This is a genomic window from Peribacillus sp. FSL H8-0477 (genome assembly GCF_038002765.1).
GTDB lineage: Bacteria > Bacillota > Bacilli > Bacillales > DSM-1321 > Peribacillus.
Genome location: NZ_JBBODE010000001.1, coordinates 2,289,589 through 2,311,717 on the forward strand (window position 1 = coordinate 2,289,589; position 22,129 = coordinate 2,311,717).

A 22,129-nucleotide genomic window follows, 5' to 3' on the forward strand; every position below is an offset into this window, starting at 1 on the left:
GGTTCATGTACCTAATCTAACTATTCATTCTATGTTATACCCATTATTATACTCTCGATACAAGAAATAGCTTAATAAAAAACACTCTGAAATTTTCCACAAAAAAGGACTGAAGGGTATATCCCTTCAGTCCCCTGCAATTCCTTACACACTTACTAGTTCTGTTGCTTTTTTGGGATCTGTATCATAAATTGAAAACTGTTCACCCACAATAATCCCTTGTGTTTTCAATGTTTGCTCCACAGACATCCTAGCCAGATCTTTCATGTTATTATCTAGACTTAGATGTGCCAGATAAATACGTTTTGTTCGATCGCCTGCAACCTCACTCATTGCAAGAGCTGCATCTTCATTTGATACATGTCCTACATCACTTAAAATACGTCGCTTAATATTCCATGGATAGCGTCCCATTCTTAGCATAGAAACATCATGATTGCTTTCAAAAATATATGCTTCAGCATTTGAGATAATCCCTTTTACTCGATCACTTACGTAACCAGTATCCGTTATTAAAACGACCTTTTTATCATCATGATGGAAGGTATAAAACATTGGTTCAGCTGCATCATGGGAGACACCAAATGATTCAATATCCAGGCTGCCAAACGTTTTAACTTGTTCCATTTCAAAATGAAACTTTTGTTCAATCGGAATCTGTCCGATATTTCGTTCCATTGCATTCCACGTTTTTGCATTCGCGTAAATAGGTAGCTTATGTTTTCTCGCTACTACACCCAAACCCTTAATATGATCACTGTGCTCATGGGTAACAAGAATGCCTGAGAGCTTGGACATATCACGTCCAATATCGTTAAAAAGGCCCTCTAATGCTTTACCACTCAATCCGGCATCTACTAGGAAGGATTGATCCTCTGTCTCTACGAAAAAGGCATTTCCTGTACTCCCGCTTGCGAGAACACTAAAATGCATTGTCATTCCACTCACTCCAGTATTTTTTCTTCGGTATTTAACTCAATCACTTCACCATCGAATGCATTAACAAATAGATCAAGTTCACCATTTACGATAATTCTCCAGGTTGGAACCAATAGTTGAGATACGGTAGCAGCTTGTAAAGAATTATAATACCCTAGTTCTGCTTTAATATCGCTTTTCCCTGCTATATCTCCATTCAAATAAAGAGATATAATGGCTGATTCAGCCTGCTGGAGTTCTCTTTCTTTTTGATACTTTTCTATTTCAACAAGATACGTTTGTTCATACGAAATCATATTGTTTTTATCGTCAATGAAAATGGTCACTTTTCCCTTACTGTTGTTATAAAACATTTTATTCTCGACATATTGGTAAAAAACAATCGTTCTAGCTTCTTTATCATAGGACCAAAAGCGGTAATCTTTGCCATAAAGGATATTTTCCTTTAAAAATGTTTCAAGCTCTATTGCCATGTTTTTGCTAGAGAACTTAATCTTTTTATCAAATTTACCCGTCAACTTATTCTTATTAATAATGTTTGTTTTCTGATCCTTAAGTTCCTTTAGCTTATCGGCTTCTTTGGTAAAATCCTTGCTTTTCGCGATAAGATAATTCTCGCTCAGTTTATGTTTCGGCAGGTTATCATACGTAATGCCTTCCAGTTTTAATAACTCTACGTCTGAAGCCTTGCTTAAAAAGGGCGTATTGAAGCTTGCTTTTTTTTCAATATATTGATAAAGAAGAAAAATATCTAGGATTAAAAAAACGATAATAAAAAGCGTTTGCGTTTTGTTCCAGTCCATCCCTACTCGCCTCCTGGTTCAGCAAACGAAACGATGGCCCAAGTATCGCCAGAACGGTAATACCATGCGGGCTCAAGTGTCACGAATTTATCATCTGATGATGGTTTCGATAAATGGTAGCCAACGACTAAGTCTTGAAGCTTGCTCAGTTGAAAACCTTCTTTCATTTCCAACGCCTTTATCGCTTCCCTCCCAGTTGGGAGTTCAACCTCAGCACCATCAGATTGTAAAGGAAAATCAAGAGCGAAAGCAGGACGTTTATAGCGATAAATATTGGCATTGCCCCAAACCTGTTCAATTTGAGACATTCCTAATTCATTAAATACTGGAATCCCCTCAATAAACAGCTGGAAAAAGATACTCTGGTTATTTTCGTTAAGACCTGCAAACTGATACTTGTTGTCTTCCCATCCTGCATGATTATTAACATGATTTATGCTTTGCTGAATGATTTCACTTGATGCAAAACTGTTAATGTTATTCCCTTTTTCCGTGGTATCAACATAAGAAATTAAGGAATTACTTCGGACAGTCATCAAGCTGCCGTCATCTGAAAACTCCTCTCCATCCTCCACTTTTTCAGTTCGGACCTCTGAGGGGTTATCAAACAGAGCTTTTTTGAGGTTACTCAAATTCACGTATTTAATACTATAGATGAGCTTCTCTAACTTCGGTTTTTCTTTTAGAATAAACAATGTACGTTCTTTACTAACCTTGTACGATTCGTATTCCGGTAAAGTTTGAGCCTTTTTATAGTAGGTTTGATAAAACCCTTCCATGTCTGCTCCATTTAATTTACTTTCTATAACTTCCTTGCTTTTCGTCGAAACAAAATAAATCGATGAGTCTCTTTGGTTTGACTCTTTCGCTTGAAATACAATTCGGTCAAACGAAAATCTCGGTAAATCCTTTTCATCACTATTGAGAAGCATACTAAAAGTTTTAAATGGTACTTCATCTGTTAACAGAATTTCTGTATTAGCCTCACTATGCAGAAAGTCACTGAATTCTTCAGCTGACCCGGCTTTTTCAGAAGAAACATCTTTGTAACCATTTAACGTCCATTTAGATAAATTAGCTTGGAATTTATCCATCTCGACACTATCAGTCATTTGAAAATGACTGCCTCCTGAATGAAAAAGGATCCCTTTTAACTTAAGAATATCGTTAATTTCTTTTTCTTCCGTTTTAACCGGGATAAACCCATTGGGATCGATGTCTTCATATTCAGGCTGGGTCGTCCAAATATTCCATGTCAACACTGCACTTGTGATAATTAAAATCGTCAGAGTAATGCTTTTTACATGTTCAAAATTCATGACCACTCATCCTCTTGTTCCTGTTCGTACGGTAGGGTAAAGAATACAGTCGTTCCTTTGCCTTCCACACTTTCAGCCCAAATTTTCCCGCCATGAGCGACGACCATTTCTTTAGCAATAGCAAGTCCTAATCCAGTGCCTCCGACATTCCTTGATCTCGCTTTATCAACACGGTAAAACCGTTCAAAGATCTTATCAAGAGTGTTTTTAGGAATTCCCACTCCTTCATCACTAATACTAATCACAATCTGTTCTTCTGCTTCACGGATTCTAAAGGTAATTTGTCCGCCCTCCGGGGAGTACTTCATTGCATTAGAAATAATATTGTAGAGTACTTGAGTGATCTTATCTTCATCGATTTCGACATAAAACGCCGTTCTCGGTACATCTCTTTTAAAGAGAATATCTTCTTTTTTCGACATTTCCAGCCGATCAATGATGTTTGTAAAGAAGGTGCTAAAGTTAACCCAGTTCTTTGAGAATTGATAATCCTTGCTGTCCATCTTTGAAAGTTGAAGCAGGTCATTCACAAGGCGGATCATTCGTTCTGTTTCATTTTGCGTGACACCTAGAAATGCCGGAGCTATTTCTTCATCCTGCCATGCCCCTTCAGCAAGAGCTTCTAGATAACTGCGCATCGTCGTTAACGGTGTACGCAGCTCATGAGAAACATTTGCCACGAACTCACGGCGATCTTCCTCGATCTTTTCCTGTTCGGTAATATCATGCAGCACGGTAATCAAGCCATTAACAAAGCCAGTTTCTTTTTGAATAACGGAGAAATTAGCACGCAGTACATAGGGTTTATTCTGTTTACTATAATCAAGAATGACTGATTCTCTTTCTTCAAGTAAATCCTCGAAGGTATATTCTTCTTCTAACCCTAGCAGTTCAATAATAGGTTGACCTAATACTGTTTCACGTGAAACATCTAATAAACGTGCTGCAGGGTCATTAATCAAGTTCACTCGTCCTCGGCGATCCGTTGAAATAACTCCATCCGTCATAAACGATAATACGGAAGACAGCTTCCTGCGTTCTCCTTCTGTACTCGACTGGGAATCTTGGAGCTTTTTAGTCAGCGTATTAAAGGTGACTGCAAGCTGACCAATTTCATCATCACCATACACCTTAACTTTACGAGAAAAGTTCCCTCTAGACATAGCTATTGCCTGTTTTCGCATATCGGTCATAGGACGGGTAATGGTTTGACTGAGAAATACCCCTAATATTGCCGTAATAACAAGCGCAATGGCTGTTCCGGTAATAAATATAGTATTAATTTCATTCATTTCTTCAAATACATTTTCCATATCAGCAATTAAATAGACCGCGCCAATCACCGTCGTTCTATCAGTGATAGGCGTTGTAAGCACCCACATGCGCCGGCCATTATCTTTGTCACGCTGAATTTCACTATGCTCTCGGCCGACTACAAGTGTCCGTTTGACAAGAAAATCAGTGGTCTTCTTTCCGACGAGTGCTTGATTACTCGCATTCGATGTTCCAATCACTCTCTTTGATCTTCTTTCGACGACACGAACCTCAGTTATATCGTTATTGCCATTATTCTTATCTAGAAGAATTCCATTAATTGCTTCTTCAAGCACAGGGTCACTTTCGGTTCTTTCCTTTGTCATTTCTTCACCTATGCTGTAGGTCAGAAGATTAATATGACTGGTAACTGATTTCTGAAAGTTTTCCTTTAATTTACCTTCCAATTCAGCAACAAAATATACACCGATAATCTGCATGGCTACAAAAATAAGCAGCACGTAGATTAAGACAAACTTCACGTGAATAGAACGAAATAAGCCTAGCTTTTTCATGGTTATTACTCCTGTTCAGGGTTACGCAGGTAATAACCTACCCCTCTTCTTGTGACAATCCAGCCTGGGTGACTTGGATTATCTTCGATTTTTTCACGTAAACGTCTCACTGTTACGTCGACCGTACGAACATCCCCAAAATAATCATAGCCCCAAACCGTTTGCAAAAGATGTTCTCGTGTCATAACTTGTCCAATATGTTTAGCTAAGTAATGCAGCAATTCAAATTCCCTATGTGTTAGCTCAATTGTATCGCCGCGTTTAGATACAACGTACGCATCTGGGTGTATCGTTAAAGGCCCAATAGAGATTTCTTTTGATTCTTCTTCTGGGTTTGGCGCAGCTACTATTTGATGACGACGAAGATTCGCCTTTACACGAGCGATGATTTCTCTCGTACTAAATGGTTTTGTAACATAGTCATCTGCTCCTAGCTCAAGACCTAGCACTTTATCTATCTCTGAATCCTTAGCTGTCAGCATAATAATAGGTGTTTCATATTTTTTTCTGACTTCACGACAAACTTCCATACCGTCACGCTGTGGAAGCATGATATCGAGAAGTATCAAATCTGGCTGTAATTCCTCTACCATTTTAAGTGCTTCATTGCCATCATAAGCGCAATATACATCATAGCCCTCTTTTTTCAAATTAAATTGCAGAATGTCTGCAATCGGCTTCTCATCATCTACTACTAAAATCTTTTTCTCCATATCTTGTTTCTCCTTTGTCAAATGGTAGCTGTTATCTAAATAGCTTTCTACTTCGTTAGTAAAATAGCTTAATGATTTAGTCTAATTTCCTTCTATTATTAACACCGTACACGGGTACCCTAAGCATACATATATTCTCTATTATACTTTATCACTTACTAGGCTTTAAATCATCTATTACCTATTTCCAGTGGGTAATACAGTCTCTATAATACATGTCGAAAGCCTCCGAATCTATGGTTCGGAGGCTTTCGATCTAGTACTTATTGTTTAATATAATTCAGCGGATTAGCAAGTGCTCCATTTTTATAAATTTCAAAATGAAGATGCACACCTGTGGAATGACCCGTTGACCCCATCATCCCTATTTTCGTTCCTTTAGGTACTACTTGTCCAGATTGAACAGCTAACGAATCTAAATGGGCATAAGTTGTTTTATAACCATTTTTATGATCAATGATAACCATATTTCCATACCCAGAGGCTACGCCAGCAAATTCTACCACGCCATTATCCGCAGCTGTAATTTTTTTGGTAGTCGGACGGGCAATATCAATCCCTTTATGCAGTTTGCCCCATCGTTGTCCTTGCTTACTGGATATATAACCTCCGTCAGCAGGCCATGCGAAGGTTCCAGTCCCTCTTGAAGGTACTTCCTTCGTTCCTTCTATCTCTACTTGTGTAACCGGTTCTGATTCCACACGGTCATCTGTAATCGTTTTTTCAATAGACTGTCCATTCATTTCTATTGTTTTATACGTAATAACCTGTTTCCCGGTTTTTCCTTTTACCTCTGTTTTCTTTTCACCTTTATAAAGTCGTTCATCTTTAATAATTTTAGTCTTGAAATCTATATCTTTATTCTTTATAACTTCTCTTTCAACTCGGATATCTAAATAAGCTACAGGGACTTCAATTTGCAGTTCTGTGCCTGCTTTTAATTTTGTCTCTTCATTAATATCCGGATTTAATTCTAACAGTCTTGTCATTTCAATGTCAGTAATGTCTTCAATATCTGCCAGCGTTTCTTGATCCTTTGTTTCATAAACCGCATTGACATGCGTACCTTCATTAATCAATTTGACTGCTTCTTTAACATCAATCAATTTAGCTGGATCTACATGAGCAGCTTTACTTTCTAGAGATTTTGATAATAGAATCTCTGTCACACGGTTTTCCGGTGTGTCGTTTACTTTCCCTTGTTTCCCTGCTTCATATTGTTCAAGTTCCTTTTCCGTCACATACTGAAGAAAAATGCTTTTTATTACTTCCTCGGCATCTGCCTTTGAAGAGACATAAGCAACCACTTCATCATCAATCGTAATTTCGTAGGCATCCGCTTTGACTTTGAGATCGTGAATAACTTTATCAATAACCAGGCTATCCCGGTCAGGTTCCTTAAACATATGTTCAGGTATGAGCGTTACCTGGCTATCCGCATTAATGACGGCATCTGGATATGCAGCTTTTGTATTTTCTACTTTTTCTTCCAAACTGGACTGCAAATCTTTTTCATCAGTCAAACTTCCAACGAAATCATCATTAATATATACATGCTGTACCATCTTCATTTCTGTTGTTTCACTTTCTTTAGCCGAAGAATGTAATGGAAACAGTAAAACCGCTGTACATACGACAAGTAATCCTTTTAAAAGTGTATTTTTATTATATAACTTGAACATTTTTTCCTTATTCCTCCTTGAAGAAACAGCCATTAAATGACAAGAAGATATTTTATAACCTAAAGTCTTTCGAAAAGTAGGTATAAATGACTAGATTCATTCAACATTTTTTCCCTTCATTACTCTATCATATTGTCGAAACCTTTCTGATAGAGATACTAATTTGTAATAAAAATGTATAGATACTGACATCTTATTACAAAACACGTAGATCATTTATTACATGTATTTACCTGTTACCTGCCTCCGAAATGTTCGTCTACCAGCAAGGACTGGCAAGGATATTGGAAAAATAAAGTATGGATGAATTAGGTATATGACAAGAAGATTACAGAGAGGGGGTAAGAAGAGAAGTAATTATAAACACAAAAAAAACGCCCTAAGGCGTTTATGAGATGGCGCGGGACGGAATCGAACCGCCGACACAAGGATTTTCAGTCCTTTGCTCTACCGACTGAGCTACCGGGCCATTATTTTTATTTCATTTCGGTAAGAACCTGCATGGTTCAATGAAATAGGTTGAACATTTAAAATAAAAATGGCGGTCCGGACGGGACTCGAACCCGCGACCTCCTGCGTGACAGGCAGGCATTCTAACCAACTGAACTACCGGACCAAACAAAGTGACCCCTACGGGATTCGAACCCGTGTTACCGCCGTGAAAGGGCGGTGTCTTAACCGCTTGACCAAGGGGCCATGACAAGAAGAAAAATGGTGAGCCATGTAGGATTCGAACCTACGACCCTCTGATTAAAAGTCAGATGCTCTACCAACTGAGCTAATGGCTCGTACAATTAACAGCAGCGAATGCTCTGTTTTACTTTCTTTTGTGACGACGCTTTTTATATTATCATAGATTACGACTTTTTAGCAATAGTATTTTAAAATAAATTTCATTATTATTTTAAACGGTGTTTTTTCTTTGTCATTTTCTCGGTCTAATACGTTGTCACAGTATAGATCAAATCTTAGTTTGATTCATAAATGTTAGCTTAATAAAAGCGGTTATCATTACGAAATGATCTAGTAACCGTCATATAAAAAACGGGATATTCAAACGATAACAGAATGAATATCCCGAGCTGTTTATTTAGACAATACGCCAAGGGTTTCTAACAATATTCGTCTGTGTACGGTCTGGACCGACAGAGAACGTCGCTAGTGGTATTTGAGTTAACTGAGACACACGCTCTACGTAGTGACGCGCGTTTTCAGGCAGTTCATCTAGTGAACGACAACCGGTAATATCTTCTTTCCAGCCAGGAAGTTCTTCATATACTGGTTCACACTTAGCAAGAATATTAAGGTTTGCTGGAATTTCTTTAATTACTTCACCATTATATTTATACGCAACGCAAATTTTTACAGTTTCGATTCCTGAAAGGACATCGATTGAATTTAAAGAAAGATCTGTTATTCCACTAACACGGCGGGCGTGGCGGACAACAACCGAATCAAACCAGCCTACACGGCGCGGTCTGCCTGTAGTTGTACCATATTCACGTCCGACCTCACGGATTTGATGACCAATTTCATTTTCTAACTCTGTAGGGAAAGGACCATCTCCTACTCGAGATGTATAGGCCTTACAGACACCAACCACATGATTAATTTTTGTTGGTCCTACACCTGAACCGATGGCAACGCCGCCAGCTACTGGATTAGAAGACGTAACGAAAGGATACGTACCTTGATCGATATCCAGCATCACACCCTGTGCACCCTCAAAAAGGACACGTTTTCCATCGTCAATTAAATCATTTAAAACAACAGATGTATCACATACATATTTTTGTACCTGTTGGCCGTAGTCGAAGTATTCATCAAGAATATCTTCCAGCTCAAAGCCATCTGTTTCATATATACGTTCAAGCAGAAGATTTTTTTCCTTAAGGTTATGAGCTAGTTTTTGTTCGAAGATTTCACGATCTAATAAATCGGCCATCCGAATCCCTGTACGAGCTGCTTTATCCATATAAGCAGGTCCGATTCCCTTTTTAGTCGTACCGATTTTATTTGCTCCCTTACTTTCTTCTTCTACTTCATCCAATCTAATATGGTAAGGAAGAATAACGTGAGCACGATTTGAAATTCGAAGGTTATCTGTTGAAACGCCGCGCTCATGTAAATAAGCAAGTTCTTTAACTAGCGCCTTCGGATCCACCACCATACCATTTCCAATTACACATACTTTATCGCTATAGAAAATTCCAGAGGGAATTAAATGAAGTTTATAGGTTTCACCATTAAATTTAATTGTATGTCCAGCGTTGTTTCCGCCTTGATAACGTGCGATTGCTTCCGCATTTTCTGATAAAAAGTCTGTAATTTTACCTTTACCTTCGTCGCCCCACTGTGTTCCAACTACTACAACTGATGACATTTCAAAGCACCTCCACAGGTTTACGTACTCCCAGTTTACAAACCGGGTTCTTATCAAACAAACCTATTTTACCAATAAACGAAGGGGTCAGTCAACCAAATAGACGAACAATCTACACATTTTTATATTTTTTTGTTCGTGAATTATCTCTATTTCTACTAGATATACGATAAAAACAGTAAAAAAATACACTCTTTCGTAGTTGAAAGAGTGCAGAACTCATGCGCCGGGAGGCATCGAGGAATCATCGAACCGCCGTTCAAGATTTACGAATTTATTATATTCTTTAACAAAAGCAAGTGAAACTGTACCAACGGGGCCGTTACGCTGCTTAGCTATAATAATTTCAATGATATCTTTGTTCTCAGATTCTTTATCGTAATAATCATCACGATATAGAAAAGCAACAATATCAGCATCCTGCTCAATACTTCCTGATTCACGGATATCAGACATCATAGGACGTTTATCTTGACGCTGCTCTACTCCACGAGAAAGCTGAGAAAGAGCGATAACTGGCACTTGTAATTCTCTAGCCAGTGATTTAAGAGATCGTGATATTTCTGAAACTTCCTGTTGACGGTTCTCGCCAGAATGGCCATTCCCTTGAATTAATTGAAGATAATCAATTAAAATCATCCCGAGACCTTGTTCTTGTTTTAGACGACGGCATTTCGATCGAATTTCTCCAATTCGGATCCCTGGTGTATCGTCAATATAGATTCCGGCATTAGAAAGACTTCCCATTGCCATGGTAAGCTTACGCCAGTCTTCATCGGTTAATGCACCAGTCCGAAGGTTCTGTGCGTTAATATTGCCTTCAGCGCACAGCATACGCATGACAAGCTGTTCCGCACCCATCTCAAGACTAAAGATAGCTACGTTTTCTTCGGTCTTTGTAGCCACGTTCTGAGCGATATTAAGGGCAAAAGCCGTTTTCCCTACTGATGGACGGGCACCGACAATAATTAAGTCATTACGCTGGAAGCCAGCTGTCATTCTATCTAGCTCCGTAAATCCTGTTGGAATTCCGGTCACATCGCCTTTGCGGTTGGTCAAAACTTCAATATTATCGTAGGTTCGAACGAGTACATCCTTAATATTTTGGAATGCACCAGCGTTCTTTCGTTGTGCAACCTCCATAATATTTTTTTCCGCTTCACCTAGTAGTTCTTCGACTTCATCTTCACGACTGTATCCTTCTTGCGCAATATTAGTAGCCGTACGAATCAAACGTCTTAGCAGCGATTTCTCCTCAACAATTCGTACATAATATTCGACATTGGCAGCCGTAGGTACGGAGCCTGCAAGTTCGCTCAAGTAGGATACGCCGCCAATTTCTTCTAAATTCTTAGAAGCTCCAAGTTCTTCACTTACAGTAATTAAATCCACTGCTTTACCATGATCATTCAGCTTAAGCATTACCGTATAAATCTTTTGGTGAGAGCTGCGGTAAAAGTCCTCAGGGATTAATACCTCTGACGTAACAGTCATGGAAGCAGGTTCTAAAAATATCGCACCTAAAACTGCTTGCTCAGCATCGATATTCTGCGGTGGTATTCGGTCTTGAAAAACCTCATTCATCTATTTGACCTCCTATTCTAGAGGGGTTCTCTTAGCTCTCTCAAAGAAAAAATGTGAAAGGACCTAATGCCCGATCACATTTTTTATCTACTTCTATTTTAACAATTTTTCATAAATATGAAAGCACTAAAATTAGCTAATTTCTTTAACATGAACAGTCAATGTCGCTGAAACCTCTGGGTGAAGCTTAACAGCAACCTTTGTGTGACCAAGAGAACGAATTCCGTCATTTAATTCCATTTTTCGTTTATCGAGTTTAATTCCGTGTTTTTTTTGAAGTTCTGCTGCAATTTGCTTCGTTGTAATTGAACCAAAAAGACGGCCGCCTTCTCCCGCTTTTGCCTCTAACTCAACTGTAATCTTTTCTAATGTCTCTTTTAATTCCTTGGCTTGCTCTAATTCTTCAGCTGCTAAATTATTTTCTTTATTTTTTTGTGCTTCTAATGTTTTCACATTTGTATTACTAGCCTCGACTGCCAATCCTTGCTTAAGCAGGAAGTTATGCGCATATCCGTCAGCTACGTTTTTAACGTCACCTTTTTTACCTTTACCTTTTACGTCTTTCAGAAAGATCACTTTCATTATGTTTGTCCTCCTTCTAAATATTCATCTATTGCTGCTTTTAATTTTAACTCTACTTCCTGAACAGTACCAGTCTGCTGTGTTGCCGCATTGGTTAAATGACCGCCGCCGTCTAGCATCTCCATAATAATTTGAACATTAATATCTCCTAGTGAACGTGCACTGATCCCAACAACCTCTTCTGAGCGCAAGGCAACTACAAAGGATGCACTCACACGATCCATAGTCAGGAGCGTATCTGCTGTCTGAGCAATCAGCACTTGGTCATGGATATCATTTGGTTGAGCAACAGCGATCGCAATCCCTTGTTTATAAAAGGACACTGATTCAATTAATCTGGAGCGTTTGATATAGGTTTCGACATCTTCCTTCAAAAACTTTTGAACAAGTACGGTATCTGCTCCTCTGGCTCGTAAATAGGAAGCCGCATCAAAGGTTCTTGATCCCGTTCTAAGCGAGAAGCTCTTTGTATCGACAATAATCCCTGCTAATAAGGCTGTCGCTTCAAGCATGTCTAATTTGCCTCGTTTAGGCTGATATTCAAGTAGTTCTGTTACTAATTCTGCTGTTGATGATGCATATGGCTCCATATACACAAGCAGGGAATTATTAATAAACTCTTCTCCTCGACGATGGTGGTCAATTACCACCACTTTATCGATTCGGTTTAAGAGTCGTTCTTCAATGAGCATAGATGGTTTATGCGTATCCACCACGACTAATAGGGTATCATCAGTAATCATCTCAGCGGCCGCATCAGGAGTAATAAAGCGCTCGTATAAATCAGGTTTATTTTTAATTTCATCCATAAGCCTGCGTACACTATTATCAATTTCATTAACGTTCACGACTATGTACCCTTCACGCTGATTCATCTGAGCTACTTTCAAGATTCCAATAGCAGATCCGATGGCATCCATGTCAGGGAATTTATGACCCATCACAATTACTTTATCACTGTCTACCACGATATCTTTAAGTGCATGAGAGATGACACGGGCACGGACTCGAGTCCGTTTTTCCATGGGGTTGGTTTTTCCACCAAAGAATTTAACTTTACCATTTGCTTGTTTAATGGCCACTTGATCACCACCGCGGCCAAGAGCCAGATCTAAACTGGATTGAGCAAGCGTTCCTAGTTCAGGGAGCATAGATACACCTGATCCGACCCCAATGCTCAAGGTAAGCGGTACATCTTGTTTTGCTGTTGTTTCCCTGATTTCATCAAGGATTGAAAACTTCCCTTTTTCAAACTGATGCAGAATTGCTTCATTGAATACAGCAATATATCGGTCTGAAGATGTCCGTTTTAAGAATGCACCATTATCTTTTGCCCAATGATCAAGCAAAGAAGTAACCATGCTGTTAAGAGAACTTTTTCGCTGATCATCCATTCCTTGCGTTAATTCATCATAATTATCGAGGAAAATAATCGCGATTGCTGTACGTTCATTTTCATATTGTTTCTCAATTTCAACTTGCTCCGTGACATCAAAAAAGTACAGCAGCTTTTCTTCCACTTTATGAATTACCTTAAATTTACGATCATGCAGTGTAACCGTCTCGGTTTCAATATCCTGCTTAATTAACGGAACAATCGTTTCAGCTACATCGTATAAAGATCGTCCAGCGAGTGAATCTTCATCAAAACAAGAAGCTAAGAATGGATTCGTCCATTCAATATACATATCATCGTTAATAAGCATAATCCCAATCGGCATTTCCAGCAGTGCTTCTTCGCCGACCTTTTTTAGACGGTACGATAGAGTAGAAATATACTCCTCTGTCTCACGATGATTACGTATCTCCGTTCGCAGGGCGAAAAAAAACATAATAGACAGAACAAGCAAACCTAAAAGCGCAGTCCACCAATTATAATAAGCGAGCATGCCTACTAGCAGGACTGCGACACTTAAAAGCCCGTAAAGCGGGAAAATCACCGCATTTTTTTTAAAATAAGATGGCATAATTTCAGCTCCTAAAAGCACCTATAAATGAAGTCTCTTTACTCTTTCTTTTTCGCAATGCTTTGACGAAAAGAAAAACCTAAATCTATTATACCTAATATCCTCACTATAGACTGTACGATTGGTAAAACAAGTGAACCAGCAAGTACCAAGTAAGGAATAATCTTCGACCACTTTTTCACGTGAGCAAAATAGAAGACAAAAGAATAACCTTGAATCAGGATAAGTATCTGCAAAATAAACATTAAATTGACGAGCGCCAGATACATAAAGCTAGTTTTTTCTGGGTTCACAACCAACGTCAGAACCATAGTAAGTAAATAATACCATAAAAGACTTTTAGGCAGTTGTAGTTCTCTAAATGAAGGCCATTGAATTTTCATGGTGCTGAAACGCTTTATAATTGGCTGTGAGACAAGGAAAAACAAAATTACTAATATTGCTGAGACTAGAACCAAGAGCGTTGGCAGCAGCGTATTCATCATCTCAAACATATTGTTTACATCTTCTATTCTTTCTTTTGGGATTGTCTGCCCAAAACGTTCTAGTATTTCGGTAGATTTGACCATAGAGGTATCAACGATGGTGAAGAATTCATCAATAGGATTAATCTTAAAAATCCAACTAGTGCCTCCCAAAACCGCTAAAATCATACCTAGTACGACTAATACCGTGTTCACAAAAAGCATAATAAAAGGCTGTTCTCTTTTTAAACAATAACCTATTGTTATCCCTGTTAAACCCATAAGGAGCGTCAAGGGGATGGCAAACATTGTACCAAATATCAAGGTTAGTACGCCCGCTATAAAAAGAAAGCCGAATGTCCAGGCTGTACTATGCTTTAATGCCATTAAAATAAATGGAATCGGTAAAAAGAAAAACAAAATACTTCCAATAATAGGAAGGTAGATCGTCATTAATAACAGTACACTATAAAGTGCAAGCAGCACTCCGCCTTCGGTAATCTTTCTTCCACTGTTCAACTTTCCACAACCTCTCCACTATTCAACCAATCTGTCATTACATTGATTACTGTTTCTTCTATTTTATCCTGTAAAACGGCTTCATTTCAATTATTCACTTCTTATAGGGAACTTATCTTCATTATTTCCCTTATTCAGCTTGTTTATTGTATGTATTGGATGGAGGACTATAAAAGCTAGAAGGCTGTCCATAATAGGGCAGCATATTGTTTACTAGTAAAAATAAGATGGAGTTTAAAAGGTATGTAATAAAAAAAGCCCTGTAAGGCTCCTAAAGAGCAAACAGGACTTTAGTTAAATGACTTATTCACCAGTAACATATGGTAGTAATGCCATTGTACGTGAGCGTTTAATAGCAATCGTCAATTTACGTTGATATTTAGCGCTAGTACCCGTTACACGACGTGGTAAAATTTTACCGCGTTCTGAAACGAATTTTTTAAGAAGATCCACATCTTTGTAGTCGATGTGAGTAATTCCGTTTGATGTAAAGTAACAAACCTTTTTACGCTTACCGCGTCCTTTACGTCCACCCATTGCCATAATATATTTCCCTCCCTTATTTAAAAATGCCTTGTTTGTTCAATATCAAAATGGCAGATCATCATCAGAAATATCAATCGTTTTGCCATCATTAGCAAATGGATCGTCATCTACACGAGTGTAGTTGTTATTGCTGCGTTGATTCTGGTTAGTATTTTGACCTTGGCCTTGTCCAAATGGATTATCATAGCTGCTGCTGTTGCCGCCGCTGTTATTGCTCTTTTGATTACCATAAGAACTACTTTCCGTCTTATTGCCTCCGGTACTACCCTTTGGCTCTAAGAATTGAACACTTTCAGCTTGTACTTCAGTAATATACACCCGTTTACCATCTTGACCTTCAAAATTACGTGTTTGGATACGGCCGTCCACACCAGCTAAGCTTCCTTTTTTAAGGAAATTAGCGACGTTTTCTGCCGGTTTACGCCAAATTACACAATTGATGAAATCTGCTTCTCGTTCACCCTGCTGGTTCGTATAAGTACGATTAACCGCCAAAGTGAAGGTTGCCACAGGTACTCCATTAGGTGTATATCGTAATTCAGGATCTTTAGTTAAGCGACCTACTAAAACTACGCGATTCATCATAAGAATCCACCCCTAAGTTTTCCAAAATGGTTAGAAATGTTTATCTATTAAAATTATTTTTCGTCTTTTGTTATCATATGGCGGATAATGTCTTCACTGATTTTAGCTAAACGATCAAATTCTGATGTCGCAGTTGAATCAGCGTTAACTCTTAGAAGCATGTAGTAGCCATCACGGAAATCATTGATTTCGTATGCTAAGCGGCGTTTACCCCACTCTTTTGCTTCAGTAAGTTCCGCACCATTATCAGTAAGGATTGTGTTGAAACGTTCAACTAACGCTTTTTTAGCGTCTTCCTCAATGTTTGGACGGATGATATACATAATTTCGTATTTTCTCATCTCTGTCACCTCCTTTTGGTCTAAGCGGCCCATTGGGCAAGGAGCAATTTTTATAATTACTCACAAGAATAAATTATAGCATAGTGATTTACATTATGCAACGAACTGTCCTAATAATCTCCAATGGGATATAAATGATAACTCGATTTATCTTATCAACAAAAAACATGACCTCTGCCCAATAGCAGAGGTCTGTTTTTACACGTTGAATCGGAAATGAATAACGTCTCCATCTTTAACAATATATTCTTTACCTTCAAGACGCACTTTCCCAACCTCTTTAGCTGCACTGTGGCTTCCTGCAGCAAGCAGGTCCTCATAAGATACGATTTCAGCACGAATAAATCCGCGTTCAAAATCTGTATGGATAATTCCCGCACATTGAGGAGCTTTCATACCTTTACGGAAAGTCCATGCGCGTACTTCTTGTACCCCAGCGGTAAAGTACGTAGCAAGGCCTAATAACTGATAAGAAGCACGAATCAACTGATCCAGTCCAGATTCTTCAATTCCTAACTCAGAAAGGAACATTTCTTTTTCTTCACCTTCGAGCTCAGCAATTTCTTCTTCAATTTTGGCACAAATGACGATAACTTCAGCATTTTCTTTCGCAGCATATTCTCGAACAATTTGTACATATTCATTGTTCGCTGCATCGCTTATTTCATCTTCACTTACATTGGCAACATATAACATCGGTTTAGCTGTTAAAAGGTGCAAGCCCTTTACCACTTTAAGCTGTTCTTCGGTAAACTCTACTGCTCGGGCAGGTTTATCCGCTTCAAGTGCTTCTTTAATCATTACAAGCACTTCATGCTCAATCACGGCTTCTTTATCTTTTTGCTTAGCCAGTTTTCCAACACGATCAATACGCTTATCAACAGATTCTAAGTCAGCAAGAATTAATTCAAGATTAATGACTTCAATATCATCAAGCGGATCCACTTTTCCAGATACATGCGTAATATTATCATCACTGAAACAACGAACAACCTGACAAATAGCGTCTACTTGACGGATATGAGAAAGAAATTTATTACCAAGACCTTCTCCCTGACTTGCGCCTTTTACGATACCAGCAATATCTGTAAATTCAAAAGCAGTTGGAACTGTCTTTTTAGGCTGAACTAGTTCTGTTAACTTTTGAAGACGGTAATCAGGTACCTCTACGATTCCAACATTTGGATCAATGGTACAGAACGGATAGTTAGCTGATTCTGCACCAGCTTGGGTAATTGCATTAAATAATGTAGACTTACCAACGTTTGGCAAACCAACGATTCCTGCAGTTAAAGCCATTTATATTTCACTCCTCTGAATTATCTATCAAGATACAGCATTTTACATTCCGGAAATAGACATAAACCTTTCCCAATTATAGATTTTGCCTGTAGAAAAGTCTAGTCTCTACCCAAAAGGCACCATTGGGAATAAGAGAAATACGTTAGAGCCAAAGAAAAAAGCATGGTCTATTCCTCATGCTTTTTCAACACTTTTTTCATTTTTCGAGAAAACTCGCGCCTTGGCAGCATGACACTATGACCGCAGCCTTCGCATTTAATTCGGATATCCATCCCTAACCGGATAATCTTCCATTGATTATCTCCACATGGATGCGGCTTCTTCATCTGAACAACGTCATTTAATCCATATTCCTTCTCTTCCATGCCTCATCTACCTTTACCTATAGACTTTTAATTACCTGGATTCCATTCATGTTGATCTAAACAATCCTTTACTTCTTTCCGCAGCACCCTGCTGATAGATGATCCCTTATTGGGTAAGGTCTCTGCAGTAATCCTTAAGACAATTTCGGTTGGACTTAGGGTTTCAATCCCAAGGATTTCAGGTGCCTTTACTAATTCATCATATTTAAGAGGCAAGGTACCAAGCATCGCAGCGATAGCATCTTCAGCTGACTTTACATTTCCATCATACGGGAGCGTAACATCGACGACAGCGACACTATTTAACATTGAATAATTGGTAACTTCTAAAATACTTCCATTTGGAATAACATGAAGCTGACCCGTTACATTTTTAATTTTGGTTGTTCGAAGACCAATTTCTAGGACTTCTCCCTCAAAATCTTTCACCTTAATATGATCACCTACAGAGAATTGATCTTCTAAGATGATGAAAAATCCTGTAATAATATCCTTAACTAGACTCTGAGCTCCGAAACCGATCGCCAAACCAACGATTCCTGCTCCAGCCAGTAACCCTTTGATATCAAGTCCACACACTTCTAAAGCCATAATTAAGGCGATAAAATTAACAATATACGTAATAATATTTTGAATCAGCTTTAATAGCGTGGCTTCACGACGTTCGGATACCCTGATTGGACTTTTAGAGCGAACGAGAAAAAATTTTGAAATCACTGCCTTACTTAATCGAATAACTACTCTTGATAAGAAGAAAATGACAAATAACTTTAAAATACCTAAGCTTAAATCCACCCATAATTCTTCATCGAAAAATTCCTTTTTAAGTTTATCTGCAATATAATCCATTCAATCCACCTATTCTGCCTAAAAAAAATAAAAAAGTAGTGTAAAGCTATCTTAACAACAAATAATGGGTTTTTGTATAAAAAATATTTGGGTATATAAGTAAAACCAACAATAATCCTGCTGACTAATACTCCGCAGAAGTTCTATATTTTCTCCAACTATATGCACTTTACTTTTTTTTTGATATTTTCCCCGCAGCATGTATACCCTTTCCTATTTATCCGTATACTGTTAGTACTAGTTAAGAGGAGTGGAAGCGATGAATCTGAAATCGAGTTTTTTTGAAAATAAGAGCAGCTTGAGCAGAATCTTACATGAAGATCTTGACGCATCTAAACAAATATCTAACGAATTGCTCTCATTGCTTCCTGTCCCACCAAGACCGATTGTCATCGCCTGTATCGGAACAGACCGCTCAACTGGAGATTCTTTAGGGCCATTAGTAGGCACCCTGCTTAAAGAAAAAACATCGTCTTCTGAGTTTTTTGTTTACGGGACCCTTGAAGATCCCATTCATGCTATGAATCTTAAAGAACGCTTGAACGATATCCAGCAATCTCATCTTAATCCCTTTATTATTGGCGTAGATGCCTGCTTAGGGAAAGTGAAAAGTGTAGGAATTGTCCAAGTCGGTGCGGGGCCCGTTAAGCCAGGGGCCGGTGTAAATAAAGAATTACCAGCGGTCGGAGATGCCCATATTACAGGGATAGTCAATGTCAGCGGCTTTATGGAATTCATGGTTTTACAAAACACCAGGCTCAATCTTGTCTTAAAAATGGCCAAGACCATTGCAAATGGTATTTATTTTGCCGGCAGTCAAATTCATCAAAAACAAGCGTTCCAACAATTCAATTGGACATTTAATCAGGAAAAAACACCGTAAGAAGGAGAATACTCTCCTTCTTTTTTTTGCAGACGACCCTTATACAGGAATAGCAAAATAGTAGACGATTGAAACCAGTACAATTGTAACTAGGAGACCCGGAAGCAAATTCGCCACTCTTATTTTAGTTAGTCCTAAAAGGTTTAGCCCGATAGCAAAAATCATGATGCCGCCGACTGCAGTCATTTCTCCTATCAATGAGTCCATTAATTTGGAAGGAACCCAGTTATTAATTTGGGTAGCAAATAACGCAATTGCCCCCTGATAAATGACCACAGGAATAGAAGAAAAAATCACACCTATCCCTAGCGTACTAGCCAATATGGTAGACGTAAAGCCATCAATAATTGCCTTCGTATATAAAACATCATGGTCATTCCGAATGCCGCTGTCGAGGGATCCAATAACGGCCATCGCTCCAATGACAAAGATTAATGTTGCTGTGACGAAACCCTGCGAAATAGAGCTGTCACTTCGCTTCATTTTTCCATCAATCCAACTACCTATCATGTTCAGCTTTTCATCTAGATTCAACCATTCTCCTGCCGCCGCACCAATAACTAGACTGAGAATAACAATAAGGTAGGATTCGCTGCTGAATCCCATTTGCAATCCGAGAACAGTAACAGCCAATCCGATAGCGAACATAATGCTTTCTTTCATTCGATCGGGAATATTTTTTAACAATCTTCCCGCTAGTGTGCCTCCAATGATACAAACTCCATTAACTAGTGTACCTAGCAGAACCACTTCCATTCCCCTCTTCTTCCTAAACTATATACAAAAGAAACCATCTATAAAAGATGGTTTATGAGGAAGGAGAATTTTGACCTAATATCTCCATAATTCGTTCTAAATCCTCTTCAGAGAAAAACTCGATTTCAATTTTTCCTTTTTTCTTTGTCTTCTTAATCGTGACCGTCGTTCCAAATCGTTCACGCAGATTTGCTTCTCTTTCCTTTAGAAAAACATCTTTTTTTGGCTTTTGCTTAGGCGTTTCACGTGGAACATCCTGATTTAATAGATGAATATAGGTTTCAAGCTGACGGACATTCATTTGCTCTTTCAGTACTTTATTAATCACTTCATTTAAACTGTTTTTATTCTTTAAAGAGAGAAGCGCCCTGCCGTGACCCATCGATATTTTTCCGGATGAGATAAAAGATTGAATGTCTTCTGGGAGAGCTAGAAGTCGAATGTGATTAGCTACATGGGGCCGGCTTTTTCCAAGTCGTTTTGCTAATTCTTCCTGTGTGCCTCCTAATCTTTCTAATAGAGTTTGATAGGCGACAGCTTCCTCAATAGGATTTAAGTCTTCACGCTGAAGATTTTCTAAGATAGCTAGCTCCATCATTTGCTGCTCGCTCATTTCTCTTACTACAACAGGAACAGTTTTAAATCCAGCTTCCTTTGCTGCTCGATATCGCCTTTCCCCTACAACGATTTCATACCCTCTTATACTTTTTCTTGCAATAATCGGCTGAAGAATTCCATGCTGCATAATCGAATTTTTCAATTCTTCTATCGCCTCAGGACGAAAAACTTTCCTAGGCTGATAAGGATTTGGTCTTATTTCCTTTATTTTAACTGCCTGTACAGTATCATCTTTTCCCGTTTCTAAATTGGGAAACAATGCATTAAGTCCTTTTCCAAGGCCTTTAGCCATTTGCAACCACTTCCTTTGCCAGTTCTAAATAGACCTCTGCTCCCCGTGACTTTGGATCATAGATAATAATCGGTTCACCATGACTCGGTGCTTCACTCAGTCTGACATTCCGTGGAATGATCGTTCGATACACTTTATCCTGAAAGTATTTTTTAACCTCTTCAATGACTTGAATTCCTAAATTCGTGCGGGCATCAAGCATCGTCAGCAGTACGCCTTCAATCCTTAATTCATGATTGAGGTGTTTTTGTACTAGGCGAATCGTGCTTAACAGCTGGCTTAGTCCTTCAAGAGCGTAATATTCACATTGGACGGGAATGACAACAGCATCCGCAGCGGTCAATGCGTTCAATGTTAACAAACCTAGTGATGGCGGGCAATCAATAATGATATAGTCATAATCTTCTTTTACCTCTTCAAGCGCCCTTTTTAAGCGTACTTCCCGGGAAATAGTTGGAACCAATTCAATTTCAGCACCTGCAAGCTGAATGGTGGCTGGGATTATATATAGTTTTTCAACTTTCGTCTCTCTGATGACTTCTGATGCCTCAACGTCATCAACCAATACATCATAAATACATTGTTCCACATCCGCTTTTTCAATTCCTGCCCCGCTTGTCGCATTCCCCTGAGGATCAATGTCTACTAATAATACTTTTTTACCTATGTAAGCTAAACACGCACTTAAGTTAACAGAGGTAGTTGTTTTTCCTACACCGCCCTTTTGATTGGCGATGGCGAGAATCATTCCCACGGTGTCACCTTCTTTCTAAACATAGTATTCTATCAATAATCATTCATTTATAAG

21 protein-coding genes and 4 tRNA genes are annotated in these 22,129 nt (G+C 38.6%); 1 reads left to right on the plus strand and 24 read right to left on the minus strand.

Annotation, left to right across the window (positions count from 1 at the left end; genetic code table 11):
* Positions 1–144 precede the first annotated feature (144 nt).
* The 21 genes from MHI18_RS11445 to MHI18_RS11545 all read right to left on the minus strand — a co-directional run bounded on the left by MHI18_RS11445 (position 145) and on the right by MHI18_RS11545 (position 18,772).
* Complete coding sequence (locus tag MHI18_RS11445; protein ID WP_340847468.1) at positions 145–939, minus strand: MBL fold metallo-hydrolase; 795 nt, start codon at positions 937–939, stop codon at positions 145–147.
* Positions 940–944: 5 nt separating this feature from the next.
* Positions 945–1,742, minus strand: a complete 798-nt coding sequence (locus MHI18_RS11450; RefSeq protein WP_340847469.1) for a two-component system regulatory protein YycI — start codon at positions 1,740–1,742, stop codon at positions 945–947.
* 2 nt (positions 1,743–1,744) lie between these two features.
* Positions 1,745–3,061 carry a YycH family regulatory protein gene (locus tag MHI18_RS11455; RefSeq protein ID WP_340847470.1) on the minus strand — a complete coding sequence of 439 codons (1,317 nt, stop codon included), beginning with the start codon at positions 3,059–3,061 and terminating at the stop codon, positions 1,745–1,747.
* Positions 3,058–4,890 (minus strand): cell wall metabolism sensor histidine kinase WalK, encoded by a 1,833-nt coding sequence (walK, locus tag MHI18_RS11460; RefSeq protein ID WP_340847471.1) that lies wholly within the window; start codon positions 4,888–4,890, stop codon positions 3,058–3,060. Before walK ends, MHI18_RS11455 begins: the two co-directional genes overlap by 4 nt.
* A 5-nt stretch (positions 4,891–4,895) precedes the next feature.
* Positions 4,896–5,603: a response regulator YycF gene (gene yycF, locus MHI18_RS11465; protein WP_040374701.1), complete on the minus strand. Its 708-nt coding sequence runs from the start codon at positions 5,601–5,603 to the stop codon at positions 4,896–4,898.
* Positions 5,604–5,866: 263 nt separating this feature from the next.
* On the minus strand, positions 5,867–7,285 hold the full coding sequence (locus MHI18_RS11470; protein ID WP_340847472.1) for a M23 family metallopeptidase: 1,419 nt from the start codon (positions 7,283–7,285) through the stop codon (positions 5,867–5,869).
* 396 nt (positions 7,286–7,681) lie between these two features.
* A tRNA-Phe gene (locus tag MHI18_RS11475) sits at positions 7,682–7,754 on the minus strand.
* A 70-nt stretch (positions 7,755–7,824) separates the two neighbouring features.
* Positions 7,825–7,901: transfer RNA gene (locus tag MHI18_RS11480), tRNA-Asp, on the minus strand.
* Positions 7,902–7,909: 8 nt separating this feature from the next.
* A tRNA-Glu gene (locus MHI18_RS11485) sits at positions 7,910–7,981 on the minus strand.
* A gap of 16 nt (positions 7,982–7,997) precedes the next feature.
* Positions 7,998–8,073 (minus strand) — tRNA-Lys (locus MHI18_RS11490).
* A gap of 302 nt (positions 8,074–8,375) precedes the next feature.
* Positions 8,376–9,668 (minus strand): adenylosuccinate synthase, encoded by a 1,293-nt coding sequence (locus tag MHI18_RS11495; RefSeq protein ID WP_340847473.1) that lies wholly within the window; start codon positions 9,666–9,668, stop codon positions 8,376–8,378.
* 219 nt (positions 9,669–9,887) lie between these two features.
* A complete protein-coding gene (gene dnaB / locus MHI18_RS11500) occupies positions 9,888–11,252 on the minus strand; it encodes a replicative DNA helicase (RefSeq protein WP_340847474.1) in 1,365 nt (454 codons plus the stop codon).
* A 132-nt stretch (positions 11,253–11,384) separates the two neighbouring features.
* Complete coding sequence (rplI, locus tag MHI18_RS11505; protein WP_340847475.1) at positions 11,385–11,834, minus strand: 50S ribosomal protein L9; 450 nt, start codon at positions 11,832–11,834, stop codon at positions 11,385–11,387.
* A complete protein-coding gene (locus tag MHI18_RS11510) occupies positions 11,834–13,801 on the minus strand; it encodes a DHH family phosphoesterase (protein WP_340847476.1) in 1,968 nt (655 codons plus the stop codon). Before MHI18_RS11510 ends, rplI begins: the two co-directional genes overlap by 1 nt.
* 38 nt (positions 13,802–13,839) lie before the next feature.
* Positions 13,840–14,784: a YybS family protein gene (locus tag MHI18_RS11515; protein ID WP_340847477.1), complete on the minus strand. Its 945-nt coding sequence runs from the start codon at positions 14,782–14,784 to the stop codon at positions 13,840–13,842.
* Between the two features lie 303 nt (positions 14,785–15,087).
* Positions 15,088–15,327, minus strand: a complete 240-nt coding sequence (gene rpsR / locus MHI18_RS11520) for a 30S ribosomal protein S18 (protein ID WP_040374706.1) — start codon at positions 15,325–15,327, stop codon at positions 15,088–15,090.
* Positions 15,328–15,372: 45 nt separating this feature from the next.
* Positions 15,373–15,915, minus strand: a complete 543-nt coding sequence (ssb, locus tag MHI18_RS11525) for a single-stranded DNA-binding protein (RefSeq protein ID WP_340847478.1) — start codon at positions 15,913–15,915, stop codon at positions 15,373–15,375.
* Between the two features lie 53 nt (positions 15,916–15,968).
* On the minus strand, positions 15,969–16,256 hold the full coding sequence (gene rpsF, locus MHI18_RS11530; RefSeq protein WP_040374708.1) for a 30S ribosomal protein S6: 288 nt from the start codon (positions 16,254–16,256) through the stop codon (positions 15,969–15,971).
* 198 nt (positions 16,257–16,454) lie between these two features.
* On the minus strand, positions 16,455–17,555 hold the full coding sequence (gene ychF, locus MHI18_RS11535; RefSeq protein ID WP_340847480.1) for a redox-regulated ATPase YchF: 1,101 nt from the start codon (positions 17,553–17,555) through the stop codon (positions 16,455–16,457).
* A gap of 170 nt (positions 17,556–17,725) precedes the next feature.
* Positions 17,726–17,923, minus strand: coding sequence for a DUF951 domain-containing protein (locus tag MHI18_RS11540; RefSeq protein WP_040374710.1), 198 nt, complete (start codon positions 17,921–17,923; stop codon positions 17,726–17,728).
* Between the two features lie 27 nt (positions 17,924–17,950).
* Entirely contained in the window at positions 17,951–18,772 is an 822-nt protein-coding gene (locus tag MHI18_RS11545; protein WP_340847482.1) for a mechanosensitive ion channel family protein, read from the minus strand.
* A 259-nt stretch (positions 18,773–19,031) separates the two neighbouring features.
* Here MHI18_RS11545 and yyaC point away from each other — a divergent pair, with 259 nt between their 5' ends.
* Complete coding sequence (gene yyaC, locus MHI18_RS11550; protein WP_340847484.1) at positions 19,032–19,655, plus strand: spore protease YyaC; 624 nt, start codon at positions 19,032–19,034, stop codon at positions 19,653–19,655.
* 39 nt (positions 19,656–19,694) lie between these two features.
* Here yyaC and MHI18_RS11555 read toward each other — a convergent pair whose 3' ends face one another.
* The 3 genes from MHI18_RS11555 to MHI18_RS11565 are packed head-to-tail and all read right to left on the minus strand — an operon-like array spanning position 19,695 to position 22,075.
* Complete coding sequence (locus MHI18_RS11555) at positions 19,695–20,405, minus strand: DUF554 domain-containing protein (protein WP_340847659.1); 711 nt, start codon at positions 20,403–20,405, stop codon at positions 19,695–19,697.
* 58 nt (positions 20,406–20,463) lie between these two features.
* A complete protein-coding gene (locus MHI18_RS11560; protein ID WP_340847486.1) occupies positions 20,464–21,321 on the minus strand; it encodes a ParB/RepB/Spo0J family partition protein in 858 nt (285 codons plus the stop codon).
* Complete coding sequence (locus MHI18_RS11565; protein ID WP_340847487.1) at positions 21,314–22,075, minus strand: ParA family protein; 762 nt, start codon at positions 22,073–22,075, stop codon at positions 21,314–21,316. The genes MHI18_RS11560 and MHI18_RS11565 overlap by 8 nt, the downstream gene beginning before the upstream one ends.
* Positions 22,076–22,129: the final 54 nt, after the last annotated feature.